The sequence below is a fragment of the Shouchella sp. JSM 1781072 genome, assembly GCF_041949915.1.
In the GTDB taxonomy this organism is placed as follows: domain Bacteria; phylum Bacillota; class Bacilli; order Bacillales; family Bacillaceae_D; genus Shouchella.
The window spans coordinates 146017-167380 of sequence record NZ_JBHFQE010000001.1 but is presented as its reverse complement, the minus strand read 5'-3'; the positions used below and the strand labels follow the sequence as shown (position 1 = coordinate 167380).

24 protein-coding genes are annotated in these 21364 nt (G+C 41.0%); 1 reads left to right on the top strand and 23 read right to left on the bottom strand.

Translation table 11 applies throughout. From position 1 onward, the window contains the following. Window positions 1–15: 15 nt before the first annotated feature. The 7 genes from gpmI to rpoN form a co-directional block, all read right to left on the bottom strand. On the bottom strand, window positions 16–1548 hold the full coding sequence (gpmI, locus tag ACE1TH_RS00855) for a 2,3-bisphosphoglycerate-independent phosphoglycerate mutase (RefSeq protein WP_099301684.1): 1533 nt from the start codon (window positions 1546–1548) through the stop codon (window positions 16–18). Next, window positions 1545–2300 carry a triose-phosphate isomerase gene (gene tpiA / locus ACE1TH_RS00850; protein ID WP_099301685.1) on the bottom strand — a complete coding sequence of 252 codons (756 nt, stop codon included), beginning with the start codon at window positions 2298–2300 and terminating at the stop codon, window positions 1545–1547. Before tpiA ends, gpmI begins: the two co-directional genes overlap by 4 nt. A gap of 24 nt (window positions 2301–2324) precedes the next feature. Then, a complete protein-coding gene (locus ACE1TH_RS00845; protein WP_375078231.1) occupies window positions 2325–3509 on the bottom strand; it encodes a phosphoglycerate kinase in 1185 nt (394 codons plus the stop codon). Window positions 3510–3591: 82 nt separating this feature from the next. Next, entirely contained in the window at window positions 3592–4599 is a 1008-nt protein-coding gene (gene gap, locus ACE1TH_RS00840) for a type I glyceraldehyde-3-phosphate dehydrogenase (RefSeq protein WP_099301687.1), read from the bottom strand. A gap of 51 nt (window positions 4600–4650) precedes the next feature. Continuing rightward, complete coding sequence (locus tag ACE1TH_RS00835; RefSeq protein ID WP_375078230.1) at window positions 4651–5661, bottom strand: sugar-binding transcriptional regulator; 1011 nt, start codon at window positions 5659–5661, stop codon at window positions 4651–4653. A gap of 130 nt (window positions 5662–5791) precedes the next feature. Next, window positions 5792–6049, bottom strand: a complete 258-nt coding sequence (locus ACE1TH_RS00830) for a glutaredoxin family protein (protein ID WP_099301688.1) — start codon at window positions 6047–6049, stop codon at window positions 5792–5794. Then, the gene (gene rpoN / locus ACE1TH_RS00825; RefSeq protein ID WP_255223778.1) at window positions 6046–7365 is read right to left on the bottom strand and encodes an RNA polymerase factor sigma-54; all 1320 of its coding nucleotides are present in this window, start codon (window positions 7363–7365) and stop codon (window positions 6046–6048) included. The genes ACE1TH_RS00830 and rpoN overlap by 4 nt, the downstream gene beginning before the upstream one ends. Window positions 7366–7536: 171 nt before the next feature. Here rpoN and clpP point away from each other — a divergent pair, with 171 nt between their 5' ends. Continuing rightward, window positions 7537–8199, top strand: a complete 663-nt coding sequence (gene clpP / locus ACE1TH_RS00820) for an ATP-dependent Clp endopeptidase proteolytic subunit ClpP (RefSeq protein WP_303708797.1) — start codon at window positions 7537–7539, stop codon at window positions 8197–8199. A 50-nt stretch (window positions 8200–8249) separates the two neighbouring features. Here the strand turns inward: clpP and ACE1TH_RS00815 are convergent, their stop codons facing one another. The 16 genes from ACE1TH_RS00815 to ACE1TH_RS00740 all read right to left on the bottom strand — a co-directional run bounded on the left by ACE1TH_RS00815 (window position 8250) and on the right by ACE1TH_RS00740 (window position 21242). Then, entirely contained in the window at window positions 8250–8615 is a 366-nt protein-coding gene (locus ACE1TH_RS00815; protein ID WP_099301690.1) for a DUF4870 domain-containing protein, read from the bottom strand. A gap of 140 nt (window positions 8616–8755) precedes the next feature. After that, window positions 8756–9013 carry an HPr family phosphocarrier protein gene (locus ACE1TH_RS00810; RefSeq protein WP_099301691.1) on the bottom strand — a complete coding sequence of 86 codons (258 nt, stop codon included), beginning with the start codon at window positions 9011–9013 and terminating at the stop codon, window positions 8756–8758. Window positions 9014–9042: 29 nt separating this feature from the next. Further along, complete coding sequence (whiA, locus tag ACE1TH_RS00805; protein ID WP_099301692.1) at window positions 9043–9993, bottom strand: DNA-binding protein WhiA; 951 nt, start codon at window positions 9991–9993, stop codon at window positions 9043–9045. 31 nt (window positions 9994–10024) lie between these two features. Beyond that, window positions 10025–10996: a gluconeogenesis factor YvcK family protein gene (locus ACE1TH_RS00800; protein WP_099301693.1), complete on the bottom strand. Its 972-nt coding sequence runs from the start codon at window positions 10994–10996 to the stop codon at window positions 10025–10027. Beyond that, entirely contained in the window at window positions 10993–11880 is an 888-nt protein-coding gene (rapZ, locus tag ACE1TH_RS00795) for an RNase adapter RapZ (protein ID WP_375078783.1), read from the bottom strand. Before rapZ ends, ACE1TH_RS00800 begins: the two co-directional genes overlap by 4 nt. 10 nt (window positions 11881–11890) lie before the next feature. Then, the gene (locus ACE1TH_RS00790) at window positions 11891–12367 is read right to left on the bottom strand and encodes an NUDIX hydrolase (RefSeq protein WP_369682415.1); all 477 of its coding nucleotides are present in this window, start codon (window positions 12365–12367) and stop codon (window positions 11891–11893) included. Window positions 12368–12573: 206 nt separating this feature from the next. After that, window positions 12574–13527 carry a thioredoxin-disulfide reductase gene (gene trxB / locus ACE1TH_RS00785; RefSeq protein ID WP_099301695.1) on the bottom strand — a complete coding sequence of 318 codons (954 nt, stop codon included), beginning with the start codon at window positions 13525–13527 and terminating at the stop codon, window positions 12574–12576. 114 nt (window positions 13528–13641) lie between these two features. Then, complete coding sequence (locus ACE1TH_RS00780; RefSeq protein ID WP_255223780.1) at window positions 13642–14715, bottom strand: tetratricopeptide repeat protein; 1074 nt, start codon at window positions 14713–14715, stop codon at window positions 13642–13644. A 133-nt stretch (window positions 14716–14848) separates the two neighbouring features. After that, window positions 14849–15457 (bottom strand): bifunctional phosphoribosyl-AMP cyclohydrolase/phosphoribosyl-ATP diphosphatase HisIE, encoded by a 609-nt coding sequence (gene hisIE / locus ACE1TH_RS00775; RefSeq protein WP_375078229.1) that lies wholly within the window; start codon window positions 15455–15457, stop codon window positions 14849–14851. After that, the gene (gene hisF / locus ACE1TH_RS00770; RefSeq protein ID WP_099301698.1) at window positions 15454–16212 is read right to left on the bottom strand and encodes an imidazole glycerol phosphate synthase subunit HisF; all 759 of its coding nucleotides are present in this window, start codon (window positions 16210–16212) and stop codon (window positions 15454–15456) included. The genes hisIE and hisF overlap by 4 nt, the downstream gene beginning before the upstream one ends. Beyond that, window positions 16202–16942: a 1-(5-phosphoribosyl)-5-[(5-phosphoribosylamino)methylideneamino]imidazole-4-carboxamide isomerase gene (gene hisA / locus ACE1TH_RS00765; RefSeq protein ID WP_375078228.1), complete on the bottom strand. Its 741-nt coding sequence runs from the start codon at window positions 16940–16942 to the stop codon at window positions 16202–16204. Before hisA ends, hisF begins: the two co-directional genes overlap by 11 nt. 3 nt (window positions 16943–16945) lie before the next feature. Next, entirely contained in the window at window positions 16946–17575 is a 630-nt protein-coding gene (gene hisH / locus ACE1TH_RS00760) for an imidazole glycerol phosphate synthase subunit HisH (RefSeq protein WP_099301700.1), read from the bottom strand. After that, the gene (gene hisB, locus ACE1TH_RS00755; protein WP_099301701.1) at window positions 17575–18162 is read right to left on the bottom strand and encodes an imidazoleglycerol-phosphate dehydratase HisB; all 588 of its coding nucleotides are present in this window, start codon (window positions 18160–18162) and stop codon (window positions 17575–17577) included. The genes hisH and hisB overlap by 1 nt, the downstream gene beginning before the upstream one ends. 2 nt (window positions 18163–18164) lie before the next feature. Then, complete coding sequence (hisD, locus tag ACE1TH_RS00750; protein ID WP_375078227.1) at window positions 18165–19442, bottom strand: histidinol dehydrogenase; 1278 nt, start codon at window positions 19440–19442, stop codon at window positions 18165–18167. A 10-nt stretch (window positions 19443–19452) separates the two neighbouring features. Then, window positions 19453–20073: an ATP phosphoribosyltransferase gene (gene hisG / locus ACE1TH_RS00745; protein WP_099301702.1), complete on the bottom strand. Its 621-nt coding sequence runs from the start codon at window positions 20071–20073 to the stop codon at window positions 19453–19455. After that, entirely contained in the window at window positions 20070–21242 is a 1173-nt protein-coding gene (locus ACE1TH_RS00740) for an ATP phosphoribosyltransferase regulatory subunit (RefSeq protein ID WP_375078226.1), read from the bottom strand. The genes hisG and ACE1TH_RS00740 overlap by 4 nt, the downstream gene beginning before the upstream one ends. Window positions 21243–21364: the final 122 nt, after the last annotated feature.

The window sequence follows — 21364 nt, the reverse complement described above, 5'->3', positions numbered from 1 at the left end:
TCACTCCTAAAAATATTATTTTCTTAACGTTTTTCCAGTCATTTCTTTTGGTTGTTCTGCACCTAAAAGGTCAAGAACCGTTGGTGCTAAATCTGCTAAAATCCCATCTTCACGCAACGTTGCATGCGTATCCGTTACGATAACAGGTACTTTATTTGTCGTATGAGCCGTCATCGGATTGCCTTCCAGTGTAATGACTTCATCTGCATTCCCGTGATCAGCGGTAATGATGGCATGTCCGCCTTGTTGATGAAGCGCGTCTACTACTCGTCCAAGGCATTCGTCAACGACTTCAATTGATTTAACAGTAGGCTCAAGTTTCCCTGAGTGCCCTACCATATCTGGGTTTGCAAAGTTTAAGATAATCGCGTCATGTTTATCCGCTTCAATATCTTTGACCAATGCATCAGTTACCTCATACGCACTCATTTCTGGTTGTAAATCATAAGTCGCTACTTTTGGAGAATCAATGAGAATTCGCTCTTCTCCTTCAAACGGCTCTTCTCTACCACCACTAAAGAAAAACGTAACGTGAGGGTATTTCTCTGTTTCTGCAATACGCAATTGCTTATAGTTTTGCTTCGACAATACTTCACCGAGAGTATTATCAAGATTGGTCGGTTTAAACGCGACATAGCCGTCAACCGTCTCACTAAATTTTGTTAAGCAAACAAAATGTAAGTGTTCAGGGTGCGCTTGTCCACGATCAAAACCGCTAAATTCTTTATTTGTAAATACTTGTGAAAGTTGAATGGCTCGGTCTGGACGGAAGTTACAGAAAATCACCGCATCCTCATCCTTCACCGTTGCAACAGGTGAACCGTCTTCGTTTGTAATAACAGAAGGAATCACAAATTCATCAAGGATATCATTTTTATAGCTATCTTCTACTACTTCAATGCCAGAAGAGTAGCTTGGCCCTTCTCCATAGACCATGGCGCGGTACGATTTTTCGACTCGTTCCCAACGCTTGTCTCGGTCCATCGCATAATAGCGACCGTGCACTGACGCTAGTTTGCCTGTTCCGAGCTCATCAAGTTTGGATTGAAGACCTTGCAAATATACCTCTGCTGAAGTTGGACCTACATCGCGTCCATCTAAGAATCCATGTACATAAACACGTTTGACACCTTTTTGCTTCGCTAAGTCAAGTACAGCATAAATGTGCTCGATGTGACTGTGGATTCCGCCATCAGAGAGTAGCCCATAAATGTGTAATGCAGAATCTTTTTCATTGACGTGATCCATTGCTTGTTGGAACGTATCGTTTTCAAAGAATTCTCCAGTACGAATGGATAAATTCACACGGGTTAAGCTTTGATACACGACGCGGCCTGCCCCAATGTTAAGATGACCAACTTCTGAATTTCCCATTTGACCTTCAGGTAGTCCTACATACTCTCCGTCTGCACGAAGGGTAGCATGAGGATACTCATTCCAGTAGCGATCAAAGTTTGGTTTATTTGCATGCGCGATGGCATTGCCTTTTGCCTCATCTCGTAGACCAAAGCCATCGAGAATAATTAGCGCAACGGGCTTTTTACTCATTTTGCAGCACCAGCTAATTCTTTAAACGAATCTGCTTCTAAGCTTGCTCCACCAACAAGGGCACCATCAATATCGCTTTGTGCCATATATTCTTTAATGTTTGCCGGTTTTACACTACCGCCATACTGAATGCGAACTGCGTCAGCTGCTTCTTGTGAAAAAGCTTCTGAAACGACTTTACGAACGAACGCACAGGCTGTATTAGCGTCTTTTTCAGTCGCAGATTTACCTGTTCCAATTGCCCAAATTGGCTCGTACGCAATAACGGTTTGTTTCACTTGATCTTCTGTTAATCCAGCAAGACCTTTTTCAACTTGTTCTTTTACGACAGATTCCATTTTGCCTGATTCACGCTCTTCGTCTGTTTCACCACAGCACATGATTGGCACAAGATTATGGGTAAACGCTGCATGGACTTTTTTATTAACAGATTCATCTGTTTCTGCAAACATGTCACGACGCTCAGAGTGACCAATAATCACATAGGATACATTTAAGTCGTTCAGCGCAACAGGACTTACTTCACCTGTGAATGCACCGTTCTCTTCAAAGTGCATGTTCTGAGCACCAATTTTTAAATCTGTTCCTTTAGCAGCATCAACTAGACGCTCTAAGAAAAGTGCAGGTGCACATACAACCGTATCGACACCAGACTGGCTCGGGATGTCCTTCTTAACTGCTTCCGCGAAAGAGATAGCTTCGCTTAGCGTTTTATTCATTTTCCAGTTTCCTGCAATAATAGGCTTACGCATAGGTTCATTCACCTCTTCTTAAGATTACTTATCAGATAGTGCGACAACGCCTGGAAGGTCTTTTCCTTCCATAAACTCAAGGCTTGCTCCGCCTCCTGTTGAAATATGGCTCATTTTTTCTGCTAAGCCGAATTTCTCAACGGCCGCAGCAGAATCGCCGCCACCGATAACAGAATACGTTCCTTCTGCTTCTGCTAGTGCATCTGCAATTGCTTTTGTTCCTTTTGCGAATGACTCAAGCTCGAATACACCCATTGGTCCATTCCAGATGACAAGCTTTGATTCTTTTAATACATTTGCATATGTTTTTGCCGTTTTTGGTCCAATGTCTAGCGCTTCCCAGTCAGCTGGAATCTCTGTAATGGCAACTTCTTTCTTGTTCGCATCATCAGAGAAATCATCTGCAACAATGACATCTTCTGGCATATAGAAGTTTACGCCTTTGTCTTTCGCTTTTTGCATAAACTGCTTGGCTAAATCGATTTTATCTTCTTCTAAAAGGGATTTGCCTACTTCATGGCCTTGAGCTTTAACGAACGTGTACGCTAAACCACCGCCAATAATGAGGTTGTCCACTTTATCTAGTAAGTGGTCGATCACACCGATTTTGTCTTTGACTTTTGCTCCACCGATCACCGCAGTGAAAGGACGCTCAGGTGTTTCTAATGCTTTTCCTAACACATCAAGTTCTTTTTCCATTAAAAATCCTGCAGCTGATGGTAAGTATTGCGCAATGCCTTCAGTTGACGCGTGAGCACGGTGAGCCGCACCAAACGCATCGTTTACATAAAGGTCTGCTACGTTTGCAAATGCTTTTGCAAGTTCCGCATCATTTTTTTCTTCACCAGGGTAGAAACGTACATTTTCAAGAACCGCAATGTCACCATTGTTCATGGATGATACTGCTTTCTCTACTTCTGAACCATGTGCTTCTTTTACAGCTTGAACCTCTTGCCCTAAAAGTTCACCTAAACGCTTGGCTACTGGGGCTAAGCGCAACTCTTCAACTACTTCACCTTTTGGACGACCAAGGTGGCTAGCAAGCAACACTTTTGCGCCTTGCTCTTTTAAGTATTGAATCGTCGGGATTGCCGCTTTGATTCTCGTTTCGTCTGTAATTGCGCCATCTTTCATCGGTACGTTGAAGTCAACGCGACAGAAAACAATTTTTCCTTGTAATTCATAATCATGAAGGGTTTTTTTATTCATGAGTTACCTCCTAGTAAGTCTTGCAGACAGCGCAAAGGAGGGAGGCAACGAGCCTTCCTCCTATCACTTGTCTATTTTAAACTTAAAGTCCTTTGCTGGCAACGTAGTCTACTAAGTCAACAACACGGTTTGAATAACCAGACTCGTTATCATACCAAGAAATTACTTTAACCATGTTTCCTTCCATGACCATTGTAGATAATGCGTCAATTGTAGAAGAATGTGGGTTACCGTTATAGTCTTGAGAAACAAGTGGATCTTCAGAATAACCAAGGATTCCTTTAAGATCGCCTTCAGCCGCTTCTTTAAGCGCTGCGTTTACTTCTTCAGCTGTAACTTCTTTATCAAGCTCTGCTACAAGGTCAACAAGTGATACGTTTGGAGTTGGAACTCGCATTGCCGCACCATTTAATTTTCCTTTAAGCTCTGGAAGTACAAGCGCTACTGCTTTCGCTGCACCAGTAGAAGTTGGGATGATGTTCTCTGCTGCTGCACGCGCACGACGGTAGTCTTTATGAGGCAAGTCAAGGATTTGCTGATCGTTTGTGTAAGAGTGAACCGTGTTCATCAAACCACGACGGATTCCAAACTTGTCGTTTAATACTTTAGCAAATGGAGACAAGCAGTTTGTTGTACAAGAAGCATTTGAGATAACGTGATGGTTGTCCGCATCATATTTATCTTCGTTAACACCCATTACAACGGTGATGTCTTCATCTGAAGCTGGTGCAGAAATGATTACTTTCTTCGCTCCTGCTTCGATGTGTTTCGCTGCATCCGCACGCTTTGTGAAGAATCCAGTTGATTCAACAACTACGTCTACGCCACGCTCGCCCCAACCGATGTCAGCAGGGTTGCGCTCAGCAGATACATAAATTTCTTTTCCATCAACAACAAGCGTGTTGTCTTTTGCTTCTACTTGCATATCTAGAACACCATGCACCGTATCATATTTAAGTAGGTGTGCAAGCATGTTTGCATCTGTTAAATCATTAATCGCGACTACCTCTACATTTGGGTTATTTAAAGAAGCGCGAAATACGTTACGTCCAATACGTCCGAAACCATTAATTCCAATTTTAGTTGCCATTCTTTATTTCCTCCTAGTCAATCATTTATGAAAAAGGGAATTCCCTTTTTTTCAAGCTTTGTGTTGCAAAAGTTCCTTAGCTGCAGCTTCGTCTGTCACGAGTACATCACTTGGGCGATGTTTCATAAACGCAAGAATTGCATTTGCCTTTGATTTCCCACCCGCTACAGAGATAACATGCTTCCCTTCTAACTCGTTGAGCTGAAGACCAATCGTCCGTTGTTTATAGATGATTTTTCCTGAAGCATCAAAGTAGTAACCGAATGCTTCTGCTACAGCTTGTTCCCGCTCTAGCGTTTCCATAAACAGATCTTTTGAATGACGTCTTGTTGCCATTCGCTGCGCGTCGCCAATTCCATGTATGACTACGGCAGAAGATTTAATCACTTCTAGAATATCCTTTACGGTTGGTTCTAATACAAGCGATCGATAGGCATCTTCACTTAACTGATCTGGAACATGTAATAAGCGGTAAGCGGCACCTGTTCGTCTAGCAAATTCAGCACTAATTGTGTTTGCCTGAATCTCCACTTTTTCGCCAAGTCCGCCTCTTGCAGGGACAAATGTTGTAGAAGCGAGCGTTTCATTTCGCTCAGCCATATTCGCTACAGCTGCCAATGTTGTTCCACCCATTACAGCAAGAACATCATTTTCTTCAGCAATTGCTTGAATCTCTTTCATACAGGCTCTTCCTAGCTCTTGCTTGACCCATTCGTCATCATCACTGTTGCCAGCAACGACAATAACACGTGTCAAACCTAAGTGTGTAGCTAAGCGTTCTTCTAAATGAGTGAGACCTAACAATTCAGCGACAACTTCTTCAAGCTCTGTAAAAACAGCTTCGCCATGTGCCGTAAGCGTCATACCTGCTGTACTAAGGTCAATCAACCCTTGATCTTTCAGAAGTGTGACTTCACCTCTAACAATTCGTTCAGATAGCTGCATATTCGTTGCTAATCCACGCCGACCAATCGGTTGCATTAAGCGAATCGATTGTAAAAACCGATATCGTTTTAACATCGTTTGCATCAGGTCAGGCACTAAATGCTGTTGCAATTTCAATAACGAACGAATGACATCACCTCCAACAACCGGGACGTAAATTGTCCACCTGTGACATATTGTGTCCCGACAAGGGTAAAAAAAGATCACTTACGCTTGTATTTTAACAAGGAAGTGATAATTAAACAAGCTAAAGTACTTGAATTTCTTTTTGTATCCGCTTTAATTGAGCATCAAGTTTATTTGCGTCAAGTTGACCGTACCCGAGTTCATATTCTCCGTAGTAGACAACTGGAATCATAAGTTGATATTTTTCTAATAACGCATCATCGGAATAGATATCGATTTTTTCGATGACTAGTTGATATTCTTCAGCAACTTGTTGCACTTCTTCAAAGCCTTTTTCGCACAAAGGGCAGTGGTCTTTTGTATAAAACACTAAATTCATAAAACAATCCTTTCATGATCTTGATAACGCTTGCGCTTAACAGATGATAAAATGCCCAGCTCATCACGGTATTTCGCAATCACTCTCCGCGATAGCGAAATGTTTTCATGTTCCATAAGGATTTCAACAATTTGCTGGTCCGATAAAGGTTTTTCTTTATTTTCTTTTTCCACGAGCTTTTTCAGCATGAGCTTTACGGAAGAATTTGATACATCTTCACTTTGCGTAGATGCCCGAGCCGAAAACAACGATTTTAATTCAATTAATCCTCTCGGTGTTTGTGCATATTTATTAGCTGTAGCACGACTAACCGTAGACTCATGAATATCAAGTTCTGTCGCAATCATTTGTAACGTCATTGGTTGTAACTGCCCTTGTTTTGATAAGAAATAAGACGCTTGGATGTTGCTAATCACTTCTGCTACTTGCAAAATTGTTTTTTCACGTTGTTTTAAACTCGTTAAGAGCCAGTCAATTTGCTGTTCTTTTTCATGACAATATCGTCTCGATTCTTGGTCAACCTGAAGCAATTGCTTATATTCTTGATTCATTTCAATGTTAGGTAGCATATGTGAATTTGCTGTCACGACCAATTCATCTTGGTGAATCGTTAAATAAACGTCAGGCTCAACGTACATGGTCGGCGCTGAATAAAAAGAAGCGCCTGGTCGAGGATGCAGTGAACGTACTAAATCATAAATCTCTTGAACATCTAACATGGTGATATTGTAGATTTTCGCAAGCTGTTTCCATTTTCTTTCTGCCAGTTTATCGAGCTCATAAAGGACAATCGCTTCGGTTTTAGGATGGGCAAGATTTAATCTCTCAATTTGTAAAAACAAACATTCAGCTAACGAATATGCCCCGACACCAGCAGGTTCTAAAGATTGCAATTTCTTTACTAAAAGATCAAACTCATCTTCTGTACAACATAACCATTTACAATATTCGGCTTGCGTTTCGACTAAATAACCGTCGTCGTCTAAACTCTCTATCAAGCGTTTCATTTGATTTTTTTCAACGCTTGTTAGCCCTAAATCAACTAGTTGATCGGCTAAAAACTCTTTTAATGTCCCGTTCATCTCAGGCGTATTTTCTAGCGCACGATGTTTTTCATCGCTTGTTACACCCGAAAATTGCTTTTGGTTTTCTTGAAGAAATGCTTTTTTAATTTCCAATAATGGGTTTTCCAACGCTAACTCTTCTAAATAAGACCGGACATCTACAGTTGAATACTGTAATAAATGAATGGCTTGACGCAATTCATGAGTCATGACTAAATTAATGGTTTGTTTTTGAAAAAGACCTAGCTCCATATCGATCTCCTCCTTTATCTATCATATCATAAAACAGCATCTCTTTTAATGAAAACGCTTTCTTTTTTTCGTATTTTTTTAAAGGTTTACATCAAACAAAATTCGGCTATCATGAAAGAAGGTATGCACCTGGTTCATTCTACATAAATCAAACAATAAATTTGACCTTAATTGACCATTAGGTTAAAATGGAACCAGAGTAATAAAGTACTACTATACTATGACGAAAACGAGGAGGAATCACTTGTGAATTTAATTCCTACTGTAATTGAGCAAACGAACCGCGGTGAACGAGCATACGATATTTATTCCCGCCTTTTGAAAGACAGAATTATTATGCTTGGTAGCGCGATTGATGACAATGTAGCGAATTCAATTGTGGCGCAATTACTTTTCTTACAAGCAGAAGACCCTGAAAAAGATATTTCCATTTATATTAACTCTCCAGGTGGATCCATTACTGCTGGAATGGCAATCTACGATACAATGCAGTTTATTAAACCTGACGTATCTACGATTTGTACAGGAATGGCTGCATCTATGGGTGCGTTCCTTCTAACGGCAGGCGCAAAAGGGAAGCGAATGGCTCTTCCAAATAGTGAAGTAATGATTCACCAACCATTAGGCGGTATGCAAGGTCAAGCGTCTGATATGGAAATTCATGCTAGACGTATTATTGAAATGCGCCAGAAGCTTAATGAAATCATGGCTGAGCGCACTGGTCAACCGTACGAGCAAATTGCAAAAGATACAGATCGTGATAACTTTATGACGGCTGATCAAGCAAAAGAATACGGTTTGATTGATAAAGTATTCGAAACGAACAAAAAATAAACGGTCAAACAAAAACACGGAAGCGATGATTCACATCGTTTCCGTGTTTTTTATGAATTCGCTCGAAAAAAAGGAATCGTCAAAGGAATCACATAGTACGCCCCTTGATACGCTTTAACTGCCGCGACAATCGTGAAAACAAACGCGAGCAGTCCAAGAATAGGTAAAATGACTAACCCAATAAGAACAATGACTAGTATACCTGCTACAGCTGAATAAATCGTATAAGAGATAAAGAAATTAAAATATTGTTTACCGTGAAAATCAATAAAATCTGAATCAGGTCGTGCAATTAACCAGATTAACAACGGTGCCAAAATTGGTGCAAATAAACTTAGTGCATAAATCAGCGCGGCAATTCCTTTTCCTTCTGGCTCTTTTTCTTCTCTATAATCAATAATATCATCATCTCGCATAGTCCCATCTCCTTTCCATCCTATACGATTCGTTACTTAAAAATGTTTCAAAGAATTTTCCACTTCCAGCGGATAATAAAAAGCGATGACCCCTACTGTTCGATCGATCGCTTTCCATCCTATTATATCCGTTTAAAGCCTTACTCCTCGTTTTGTACGTACGTAACAAGCGCGTCAAGAGCTTCATCTTCATCATGACCTTCTGTAACAATCGTGATGACAGTACCTTTACCAAGAGCTAAACTCATTAACCCCATAATACTTTTGGCATTTACTTTAGAATGCTCTTTAATAATAAAAACATCCGAAGCGAAACGAGTTGCTTCTTGGACAAATAAAGCTGCCGGTCTTGCTTGTAAACCAGTTTTCAATTGTATTGTCACTTCTTTTTGCGCCATAGTCATACTCCTTCAACCGATTATTTTCTTTATTTTTGATTATACGTACCGTTTCTTAGCTTGTCTGCAAAATCATCAATTTTTCTTAGACGGTGATTCACACCTGATTTACTTACTTTTGCCCCTTCAACCATTTCACCGAGTTCTTTTAGCGTAACATCTTGATGGGTCACACGTAACGTTGCAATCTCCTGAAGTTTTGGAGGAAGTTGGTCTAATCCGATTGTCTTTTCAATAAAACGAATGTTTTCCACTTGGCGTAATGCAGCACCAACGGTTTTATTAAGGTTCGCTGTCTCACAGTTCACAAGACGATTCACAGAATTTCGCATATCTTTAAGGATTCGAACATCTTCAAAATAAAGAAGTGCTTGGTGAGCGCCAATAATATTTAGAAATTCCGTGATTTTCTCGCTCTCTTTTAAATACGTAATAAATCCTTTTTTCCGCTCGAGCGTTTTTGCTGACAAGGAAAACTCGTTCATTAATTCACATACCGCTTGATTATGCTCTTCATACAAAGAAAAGATCTCAAGATGATAAGAAGACGTTTCAGGATGGTTAATCGATCCTCCTGCTAAAAAGGCACCTCGTAAATAAGCCCGTTTGCAGCAACTCTTATGAACAATTGTCGGCTCAATCGTGCGAATAAACTCAAACGGTTCTTTTAAGATACTTAAGTCCGTAAGAAGCTCACGCGCTTCTTTTGTTATGCGCACGAGATAAACATTGTTTTTCTTGAGACGCATTTTCTTTCTAACAAGCAGTTCAATGTGTATATGTGGATACAAGCGCTTTATTAATGTATACATCCGTCTAGCAATTGCCGCATTTTCTGTTGTAACATCGAGACTAACTTGCTGATTCGCTAGAGACAATGCGCCATTCATACGAATCAATGCTGACAGTTCTGCTTTCGCACAACATGCATCCACTTCAAGCTGCGTTAATTCTTTTTTGGCGCTCGCTGCAAATGACACGCCTGATCACCCTTTCTAACAGAACAGAGGATTAACGCACGTTCATGCTTTCATCCTCTGCTTCCAACAAACTCAACAACGCTTCCGACACTCGAATCGCATCATGCCGTATCTTATAATTTGATTCTACCACAAACTGATCTTTAATGACCGAAACACCTAATTCTTTCAAAATTTCTTCATCAAACACTACTTGCTCTGCTTTTTCAAGCTTATAGCGTGCAAGCGCCTTTTCAGTCATTTCTTGATGGTTAACCAAAACGCTTTGCACGATTTCACCTTTGCAATGAGCGAATAGCGCTTGAACATGATCGGAAACGGAATATTGATCGGTCTCTCCTGCTTGCGTCATAACGTTACAAATATACGCTTTCTTTGCTTTAGAAGACTCGATCGCTTCGACAATTCCTGGAACGAGAAGATTTGGAAGAATACTAGTGTATAAAGATCCTGGACCTAACACAATTAAGTCAGCTGACTGAAGTGCATCAAGTGTCTCTGGTAATGGCGAAATCTCATCAGGTGTTAGATACACTCGTTTGATTTTCTTTCCAGCCAATGGGATTTTTGATTCCCCACTCACATGGGTGCCATCTTCCATTTCAGCATGCAAAATAATACTTTTATTCGCAGCTGGCAACACATTTCCGCGCACATTTAATACACGACTTAATGTGGCAATCCCTTTTTGAAAGTCACCTGTAATCGATGTCATTCCAGCAAGAAGGAGATTGCCTAATGAATGACCGTTTAATCCATCGCCACTTGCAAAACGATGTTGAAACAATTCTTCAACGAGTGGCTCTACTTCCGCAAGCGCCACCAACACATTCCGAACATCTCCAGGTGGAGGAATATCGAGTTCTTTGCGCAAGATGCCCGAGCTTCCTCCATCATCTGCAACCGTTACAATGGCTGTAATATCGACTGGATATGTTTTTAATCCTTTTAAGATAACCGATAAACCAGTTCCCCCACCGATGACAACGACTTTCTTTCTCATCGTTGCGCTGCCTTTCTTTTATCAATATCTCGGTGTGACGCATACACATGATATTGATCCTTATACGCATCTGCTAAATATTCAGCTAGTGTCACAGATCGATGTTGCCCCCCAGTACACCCAATTCCAATGATCACCTGACTTTTTCCTTCCCGCTTATAGTGTGGAAGCGTAAAGTCAAAGAGATCGGTTAATTTCTCAAGAAATTGTTTGGTTTCTTTCCATTTTAAAACATAAGAAGAAACTTCCGTTTGCAGCCCTGTTTTCGGACGTAATTCATCAAGATAATGGGGATTAGGCAAGAAACGGACGTCAAATACAACATCTGCATCAATCGGAATTCCGTATTTAAATCCAAACGATACAAAATGAACGGTAAAGGAATCACTCACATTTGATGCAAAACGTTCCATAATTTTCGAACGAAGTTGTACAGGCTTAAGCTCTGTTGTATCAATGAATTGTTGTGCTCTCCCCTTCATTTCTTCAAGAAGCTCACGTTCTTTTTTAATTCCTTCTAAAGGAAGGCCGCTTTTTGCTAGCGGATGGGTTCGTCTCGTTTCCTTATATCGTTGAACAAGCTTGGCATCCTTTGCGTCTAAATACAAAATTTGAATATGAAGACGGTCTGCTGGGTCTTCTCTTAGCAAGTCAATCGCTTGAAAAAATTCATCGAAAAACGACTGGCCCCTTAAATCCATGACTAAAGCAACTTTTGTTACTTTGTCAACACCACCATCAATCAGCTCTATAAATTTTGGGAGCAATGCTGGAGGTAGGTTATCGACACAGTAGTAACCTAAATCTTCAAAACTCTGGACCGCTACCGTTTTCCCAGCACCAGACATACCTGTTATTACGACAACTTCTACATTTTTCAAGATTAAGCCCTCCTTACTCGCAAGCTGCGCTACGTCTACTCTTTAATAGTTGGTGTTCCGTATTATAATAAAACGTGCTATATAAAATGCCTTCACCATAAAAGACATGATCAAATATGAATCGATCTCCATCAGCCATCGGGAGTGTTTTGTACGCATCGATTGGCTGCCACTGTAATTTACCTTCAGGCGAATGTTCAAATAACTCACCTGTTGATCGAACGGCTTTAAACGTAAACATCATCCATTCATCTTGGATGCCACCGTTCTGATCAAGTATGACCATCGTCGTGACAGCTTGAAGCTCAGGCTTCACTACAGTCAGCCCGGTTTCTTCTTTTAATTCTCTTATTGCTGCTTCTTGTATCGTCTCCGTTTGTTCCATTTTCCCACCGGGAGCGACCCACCAACCTTTACTTGGCTTTTGCAACATAAGACATTGATTCTCAGTAGTTAACAAACAATTGGTTATCCGTTGCAAATTAATCACCCCACGTTCCTAATTCTATAGTATACATTTAAATGATAAAAGCGACAATGATTCATCCTCTGTCAAAAATGCGCAAAAAAATGAGCACGGATAGAATCCGTGCTCCAAAGAAAACTCTATAATAAAAAAGGGGGTCAATTACAATTCTTAGTTTAGCATCTCTCTGTTTCAAATAGGTTACAGATACTTTAAGAAAAAATATCTTTCTATTCAGTAACAGCTTTTTTTTGATCTTCTAAGTGCTCAAGATAATGTTGAACATTTTGAGCCGCAATGGAGCCATCCCCAGTTGCTGTAACGATTTGACGAAGCGATTTTTCACGTACATCTCCAGCTGCGAATACTCCTGGAACTTTCGTTTCCATTTCTTCATTTGTTTCAATGTAGCCTTCTTCGTTCGTAATAGACAGGTTTTTTACACTTTCGTTTAACGGAAGCATCCCGATATAGACAAATACACCATCTGCAGACATTGTTGACGTTTCTCCTGTTTCTGTATCTTCAAGCGTAACGCCGCCTACTTTGCCATCTTTTTCATTGATTTCTGTGACTACTTTATTCCAAACGAAATCGACTTTATCGTTTGCAAATGCACGATCCTGGAGAATTTTTTGCGCTCGTAATTGATCTCTCCGATGAACAATCGTCACTTTAGAAGCAAAGCGTGTGAGGTAAACCGCTTCTTCAACAGCAGAATCTCCGCCACCAACGACAATCAATTCACGCTCTTTAAAGAAAGCCCCGTCACATACTGCACAATAAGAAACACCTCGACCGCCTAATTCTTGCTCACCTGGAATTCCCAACTTTTTGTATTCCGCTCCAGTAGACACAATAACAGCTCTCGCTCGGTACTCTTTTGAACCTGCAATCACTTTTTTGGTTTCACCTTCGTCGATAATTTCCTTGATGTCCCCATAACCATATTCCGCTCCAAATTTCTTGGCATGTTCAAACATTTTATTAGACAAGTCAGGTCCTAAAATATGATCGAAACCAGGATAGTTTTCAACCTCTTCGGTATTTGCCATTTGACCACCTGGCATTCCTCGCTCTAACATAATGGTTTTTAAATTTGCTCTAGACGTATAAACAGCAGCTGTCATTCCAGCTGGACCTGCTCCTGCAATAATAACATCATAAATCATTTCTTCTGACATTCTGTACACCCCTTACATCGTTCCTTTGTTTTTCTAACTGATTTAACGTACACATAAACATCGTTATGCAACGAACTTACACTCTCTATTAGCTATTCCTTTTTCGCTTCATTCTTATCCTAGCGGAGTATTTGGCTGATTGTCTACTAACATGCTCATATCAACATCCTGCTCCATTAAAGGAAAGAAAATACGATGTTCCGCATCTTTTTCTACCTGCTCCAGAACGTATGGAGCATTTGAATCACCTGCTGTTATTGCTTCTTTCAGAAATTGAATGGCAAAATCTCGATTTCCATTATGATATTCCGCTACCGCAAAACAACGCAACAACATTGATTCCTTAACGAGCGTATAATCCTTTTTACGATAGGCAACCTCTTCATATTCTTCCAGATGGCATAAGACATGAAGAAGCCGAATTTTATAGTCATGTTGAATAGGCTTAATTTTCTTTAGCATTTGCACATAATGAGCGGTTTCATTTTGATAGCCAAGTTTATAATAAAAGACGGTTACATTACATAGCGCTAATAAGTTACCAGGATCTTCAGCAAGAACGGCGTCACACGTTTCAAATGCAGACTCAACCTCTCCTGTCCGAAACAACGCTTCTGCTAAATGATTTTGTGCAGCCCAATTTTTTGGATGAATATCCAATACTTTTTTTAAAAGAGGAATTGCGTCATTCGCTTTGCCTTCCGTTAAAAACACCCAGGCTTTTTCATGATTATTTAACGACTCTTCTTCTTTTTCTTCTTCATCCAACGGATCTTCTTCAAACAACTCTGCTAACTCTCTTGCATCCTCAACAAATGGCCCTTCAGGATCGAGAGTCAAATAGAGGTTTACATGCTTTTCTGCTTGAAAGAAATGCCCGAGATACACTTCATTATTGGCGATAAAAAAATGACAAGCAGGATGTTCATCATTCGATGACTCAAGAACACCATACAATATTTTATTCGAGCGTTCGTATTCTGATAGCTCCGTAAGAACGGCAGCAAGCTGAATTTTAAACACAGGTTCCGTTTCCGTTAACTTTACTGCACGTTCAAATAATTTCGCTGCCCGAGTAAGATGTTTATTTTGAAAAGCTGCCAAACCTTTATGAAAAAAATAATCGCCACTTCGATAAAATGGGACGACCGTTGAACCGGCATGTTCGCTCGCTTGTTTTTTACTCATTGTCGGTTGTACCTCCAACCAAATCTAATCTATGCTCAAGTATTCATTATAGCTTAATCTATTCGTTGTTCCGACTACATTTTCTAGAAAAAAAAAGAAAAAGTCAAACATTCTTTGACTTTTTCCTAATTGTTTAATTATTATGGCGTTTTTCAAGGGTCTGCATAATCGTTGTTAGAGGGATTTCTTTTTCTTCAAGTAAGACGAGAACGTGATAAAGTAAGTCGGCTACTTCCCAATGCATTTCTGTATGGTCGTTGTTCTTTGCGGCAATAATGACTTCACTAGCCTCTTCTCCAACTTTTTTAAGAATTTTATCTAATCCTTCATTAAATAAATACGTGGTATACGCCCCTTCAGGCATGTCTTTTTTCCGACTAGCAATGGTTTTTTCAAGGGTTTTTAAGATCGTCAACGGATCGGAAACATCTTTACCTTGTTCGCTTGTAAAACAGCTATAGGAGCCAGTGTGACAAGCAGGACCTAGCGGTTCAACGAGCAATAAGACCGCGTCTTGATCGCAATCATAGCGAATATCAACAACCGTTTGTTTATTTCCAGACGTTGCGCCTTTATGCCATAATGCCTCTCTAGAGCGACTATAAAACCACGATTCTTTGGTTTCGATTGTTAAGTTAAGCGCTTCTTCATTCATGTAAGCAAGCGTTAATACCTCTTTAGTAGACGCATCCTGAACAATAGCTGGCACTAGACCATCCTTGTTAAATGTTACGTGATTCATCTTACGTGCACCCCTTTTGATTTCGCGACATCTTTCACTTCTTGAACAGTTGTTTCTTTATAATGAAAAATTGAAGCAGCCAAAGCCGCATCTGCTCGTCCTTTTTGAAACACTTCTACAAAATGTTCCGCTGTTCCAGCACCTCCAGAAGCGATAATCGGGACCTCAACATGCTCATTAATTGCTTGCAGCAACGGTAAATCAAATCCTGATTTTTCCCCATCTTTATTCATGCTTGTGACTAATAACTCTCCTGCACCTAATTGTACCGCTCGCTGCGCCCACGCTGCGGCTGTCCAATCTGTTTCTTTCCGCCCGCCGTGGGTATAGACTTTCCACGTTTTTAATTCTGGATGAAATTTTGCATCAATGGCAACGACAATACATTGCGAGCCAAAGAAACGTGCTGCGGTTTCAATAAAAGCTGGATTCATTAAGGCCGCTGTATTTAAAGAAACTTTATCGGCTCCTGCCTGTAAAATGCGGCGAATGGCTTCGTTATCATTGATGCCTCCACCAACTGTAAATGGAATAGAGATGGAAGCAGCCACTTGCTCAACCACATCCAACATCGTTCTACGCCCTTCATGAGAAGCGGAAATATCTAAGAATACAAGTTCATCTGCTCCTTGTTCATCATAATATTGCGCAAGTTCAACAGGATCACCAGCATCTCGCAATGAGAGAAACTGAGTGCCCTTCACAACTCGCCCTTCTTTCACATCTAAACAAGGAACAATTCGTTTAGTGAGCATTCGAATTCTCGCCTGCCTTTATCGCTTCAGCTAAGTCAAAGCGCGCGTCATATAACGCTTTTCCGATCACAACTCCCGCTATGGCCGTTTCTCGTAATGTTTCCACATCGTCAAGCTGGCTTACCCCTCCTGAGGCAATAATTTCTGCATGGTTTCCAGCCATCTGTGCTAGCCGTTCACATGCATCAATGTTTGGTCCTTCAAGCATTCCGTCTTTAGCAATGTCTGTATAAATAAATGTTTTCACACCAGCATCTAACAACATTTTCGCCAAATCTTCTGCTTGAATGCTTGACGTTTCTACCCAACCTTCCGTTGCAACATATCCATTACGAGCATCTAAACCGATCACAATTGCATCGCCATATTTCTGCACCATCTCTTTCGTAAAATCAAGATGGTTAACAGCAACACTTCCTAGAATGACCCGCTTTACCCCTAGGTTTAAGTAATACGCAATATCGTCTTCTGTCCGAATACCTCCACCAACTTGAACAGGTATGGTTAACTGCTTAGCAATTTCTCCAATTTGTTCATGGTTCACCGGTTTCTTTTGCTTGGCCCCGTCTAAATCAACAAGGTGAACCCATTTCGCGCCAGCAGCTTCAAACGATTGAGCTGTCTGTAGCGGTGAGTCATGATAAACCGTATTTTTAGCATAATCGCCTTGTTCCAATCGAACACATTGGCCATTTAAAATATCAATTGCAGGAAAGATTGTTACACTCATCTTCTACACTCCTCTTCTCACTAAATCTCCAAAGCGTTTTAATAAAGCTGTCCCTAGTTGACCACTTTTTTCTGGATGAAACTGCATACCGAATACGAGATCTTGCTCGACGATTGCCGGAACATCTGTCCCATAATCGGCTTTTGCCGCTATAATTGCTTTCGCTGCTTCTACGACGTACGAATGGACAAAGTACACATAGCCTTCTTCCATTCCCTCCGTACTCGCTTTATCGTTTATAAATGACAGTTCATTCCAACCCATATGGGGAATTTTTAAGCTTGTTTCGTTTGGATGAATTTTTTCAGAGAAATGAACAACATGTCCGTTTAAATAAGAAAGTCCCGCCGTTTCCCCGTACTCAGTACTTTTTTCAAATAACAACTGCATCCCTAAACAGATGCCAAGTAGGGGCTTTTGCTGGTAAACTTGTTCGTCTAAAAATGTTCGTAACCCAGTGCTTTCTAGATTCTTCATGGCATCAGGGAATGCGCCTACACCAGGTAAAATAAAGCCATCACACGTTTTCAGTTCTTGCGGAATCCCGCTAATCAGATACGGGATCTCCAGACGCTCAAGCGCTTTTGAAACGGAATGAAGATTGCCCATTCCATAGTCGATAATGCCAATCATTAAAGCAACCCCTTTGTGGACAATACGCCTTTCTGATTTGAGTCAATGCTGCTCGCTTCATTTAACGCACGTGCACAAGCTTTAAAGATCGCTTCAATAATGTGGTGTGTGTTGTGGCCATAGTGAACAATGATGTGGAGATTCATTCTTGCTTCTATCGCTAGTTTCCAAAAAAATTCTCGTACAAGTTCAGTATCAAACGTTCCTACCTGCCCACTTGGCAAATCAACGCGATATTCTAAATGGGGTCGATTGCTTAAATCAACAACCACTTGTGCAAGTGCATCGTCCATTGGCACAATCGCTGAGCCATAACGACGAATTCCTTCTTTATCGCCTAATCCGCTTTTAAAAGCTTCCCCTAAACAAATCGCGATATCTTCTGTTGTATGATGAGCATCTACTTCGATATCCCCTTTTGCCTGTACGTTTAAGTCAAACTGTCCATGCTTTGCAAACAAGTGAAGCATGTGTTCTAAAAAGGGTACGCCTGTATGTAAATCAATCGTACCTTCCCCATCAACATTTATCGTTAATTCAATATCTGTTTCGCCTGTTTTTCGCTTAACGGTTCCTTGACGACTCATGATTAATCCTCCTGTAATCGAACTTCAATTGCTTTTGCATGGGCTTCTAACCCTTCCATTTGTGCGAGCGACATAACCGCTTGTGCATCTGCTTGAAACGCTTGTTTGCTATATGAAATAATACTCGTTTTCTTTATAAAATCATCGACCGACAATGGGCTTGAGAATTTCGCTGTCCCGTTCGTAGGGAGAACATGACTTGGCCCCGCGATATAGTCACCTACTACTTCAGCGCTATACGGACCAATAAAAATAGCACCGGCATGCTTAATTTTCCCTAACATCTCCATTGGCTCTTCGGTCATAATTTCCACGTGTTCACACGCTAATTCATTTACAACTTTCACCGCTTGATCGAAAGATTCACACACATAAATATGACCATAATCTGCAATCGCTTGCTTTGCAACCTGAGGACGCGACAATTCGTCCAGCTGTTGCGCAACTTCCACCTGAACACGTTCTGCTAAGAGAGAAGAGGTGGTAACCAATATGGCTGAAGCCAGTTCATCATGTTCAGCTTGCGAAAGTAGGTCCGCCGCAATAAAACGAGCATTTGCCCCTTCGTCTGCTAACACGCAAATTTCACTAGGGCCCGCAATCATATCAATGTCAACTTCTCCAAATACAGACCGCTTGGCGAGCGCCACATATTGATTGCCAGGTCCTGTTACCTTATCTACTTTTTTGACCGTTTCTGTTCCGTAAGCAAAAGCAGCAATCGCTTGAGCACCGCCCATTTTATACATTGACGTAAGTCCTAATTCATTCGCAGCAACTAACACCCCTGCTGGAAGTTGTCCATCTTCATCTGGTGGAGAAGCCAAGGCAATCTGTCCTACTCCAGCTACCAGCGCAGGTATAGCGTTCATGATGACGGATGAGGGGTAGGCTGCTTTTCCCCCAGGAACGTATAAGCCTACCGTATCAAGTGGCGTCACTTTTTGTCCTAGCATCGTTCCGTCTTCTCTCGTCTTCATCCAGGAACTTTTATGTTGTTCCTCATGATACGCTCGAACATTTTTTATCGCTTTGCGAATGGCTACCAGTTCATTCTCTTGAATGGCTAAGTACGCTGCATTTACCTCTTCTTTTGATACAAGAAGTGAGGTCAGGTTCGCACCATCAAACTTTTTTGTTAGTTCATATAAAGCACGGTCTCCGTCTTGCTTCACGTTTTCGATAATCGACGTTACCCGATCCATGACGGTTTGATCGTCCTGTAATCGTCGTTTTTGTAGTTTAATGGTTTCGTCTTGTTGAATGTTCGTAATAATCACGCTACCCCTCCTACACGACAGCTTGCAATTGTTTAATCATACGTTGTATTTCTGCACGTTTCACTCGATAACTCGCTGGATTTACGATAAACCTGGACGTGATTTCTTGAATCTTTTCCAATTCAATCAAGCCATTTTCCTCCAACGTTTGTCCAGTCGATACAATATCAACAATTCGGTTGGCAAGTCCCATAATTGGCGCAAGTTCAATGGAGCCATTTAGTTTGATCACTTCTACTTGCTCCCCTTGTTCTTTAAAATATTGAATGGCTAAATTCGGATATTTTGACGCCACTTTAGGATGCAGTTCACCTTTTTGATAGTCTGGTAAACTCGCAACGGCTAGATGACAGGCACTAATTTTCAAATCAAGCATCTCATGCACATCCCGCTTCTCTTCCAGCATCACGTCTTTTCCTGCTACCCCTACATCAGCTACCCCTTGTTCAACGTAAGTCGGCACATCCATCGGTTTAGCAAGGACAAAGCGCAAATGCTCTTCTGGTACATCAATAATTAATTTTCTTGACTCTTCAAAGGTTTCAGGAAGTCGATAGCCGGCTGTTCTTAACAACGCTACAGCTTCATGAAAAATTCTTCCTTTTGGCATCGCAATGGTAAGTTGATTCATTTCCCCTCCTCCTCTTCAAAATAAAGATACGCCATTTCGGACTGGTCTTTTTTCCAATTATCCGTTAGTCCAGCTTCATCTTGTAAAATAACGCTATACCCCTCTTGACGTAATTGGTACGCTTTTTCAAATGCTTCTTTTCTACGAGACTGGTGGTATACGAAACACCAACTCTCTTCGTTTTGCGTAAACTCCCCACACACCTCACTCAAAAGATCGACTCTTACACCGAATCCTGTTGCAGGGGCACTCCGACCAAATTGCGCTAATAATTCATCATAACGACCGCCGCCACCGATAGGTTGAGCACCATCTTCATGATACGCTTCAAAAACAAATCCTGTATAGTAACTCATATGCAAAACCGTACTTAAATCAAATTGGACAACGTCTTCAAATCCTTCTTCCTTAATAACCTTCCAAATATGACGAAGTTCTTGAATGGCTAGTTTTCCTTCTTCAGACGTAACGAGCTCATCTGCTTGATCCAACACAAGTTCATTGCCACGTAAGTCTATGAGTTGAAGTAGCCGCTCTTCAATGTGCGGAGGCAAGTTGCATGCAGATACAGATTCTCGAAAACCGACATCATTTTTCTCAAATAACTGCCTTTGAATGTTCTCAGCATCTTGCGTTGCGGGTATATATTCCTTGAGCATCGCTTGTAAAAACCCAATATGTCCAAGTACCAGCTGGTAGCGTTCAAGCCGAATTTCCTCAATCGCTTGTTGAAAGAGCACAACAATTTCACTGTCTCCACTCGCTGTTGCATCTCCAATTAACTCGACTCCAACTTGTTCAAATTCTGCTGGACGCCCGCCTTCGAGTTGTTGCGCACGGTACAAGTTTGAGTGATACGATAACCGTAACGGAAATGAACGATTTTTCATTGTTGAAGAAACGAGGCGAGCAATTGGAGCGGTCATATCCGGTCTTAAGACAAGGGTATTCCCCGACAAATCAATACACTTAAACAGTTGTTGATCGGGAATCGCCGACAATTTCCCGACAGTTTCAAAATACTCTAACGCAGGTGTTTGTACTTTTTCATACCCCCATCCTGCGATTACTTGTAACAACTGTGCAGCAATGGTGCTCTGCATGCGATATTGATGTGGCAATTTATCTCTCATGCCTAAAGGCTTTTCAAATAAAAATAATTGGGACACGCTAAACACCTCAAATGCTTTAGTTTATTAAATCGCTAACGAATTAAAGTTTTTTAATAGTTTACATTTGTTTGGTAGGAAAGTCAACAACAGCCCTTCTCGTTTTTGGTTACAAAAAAAAG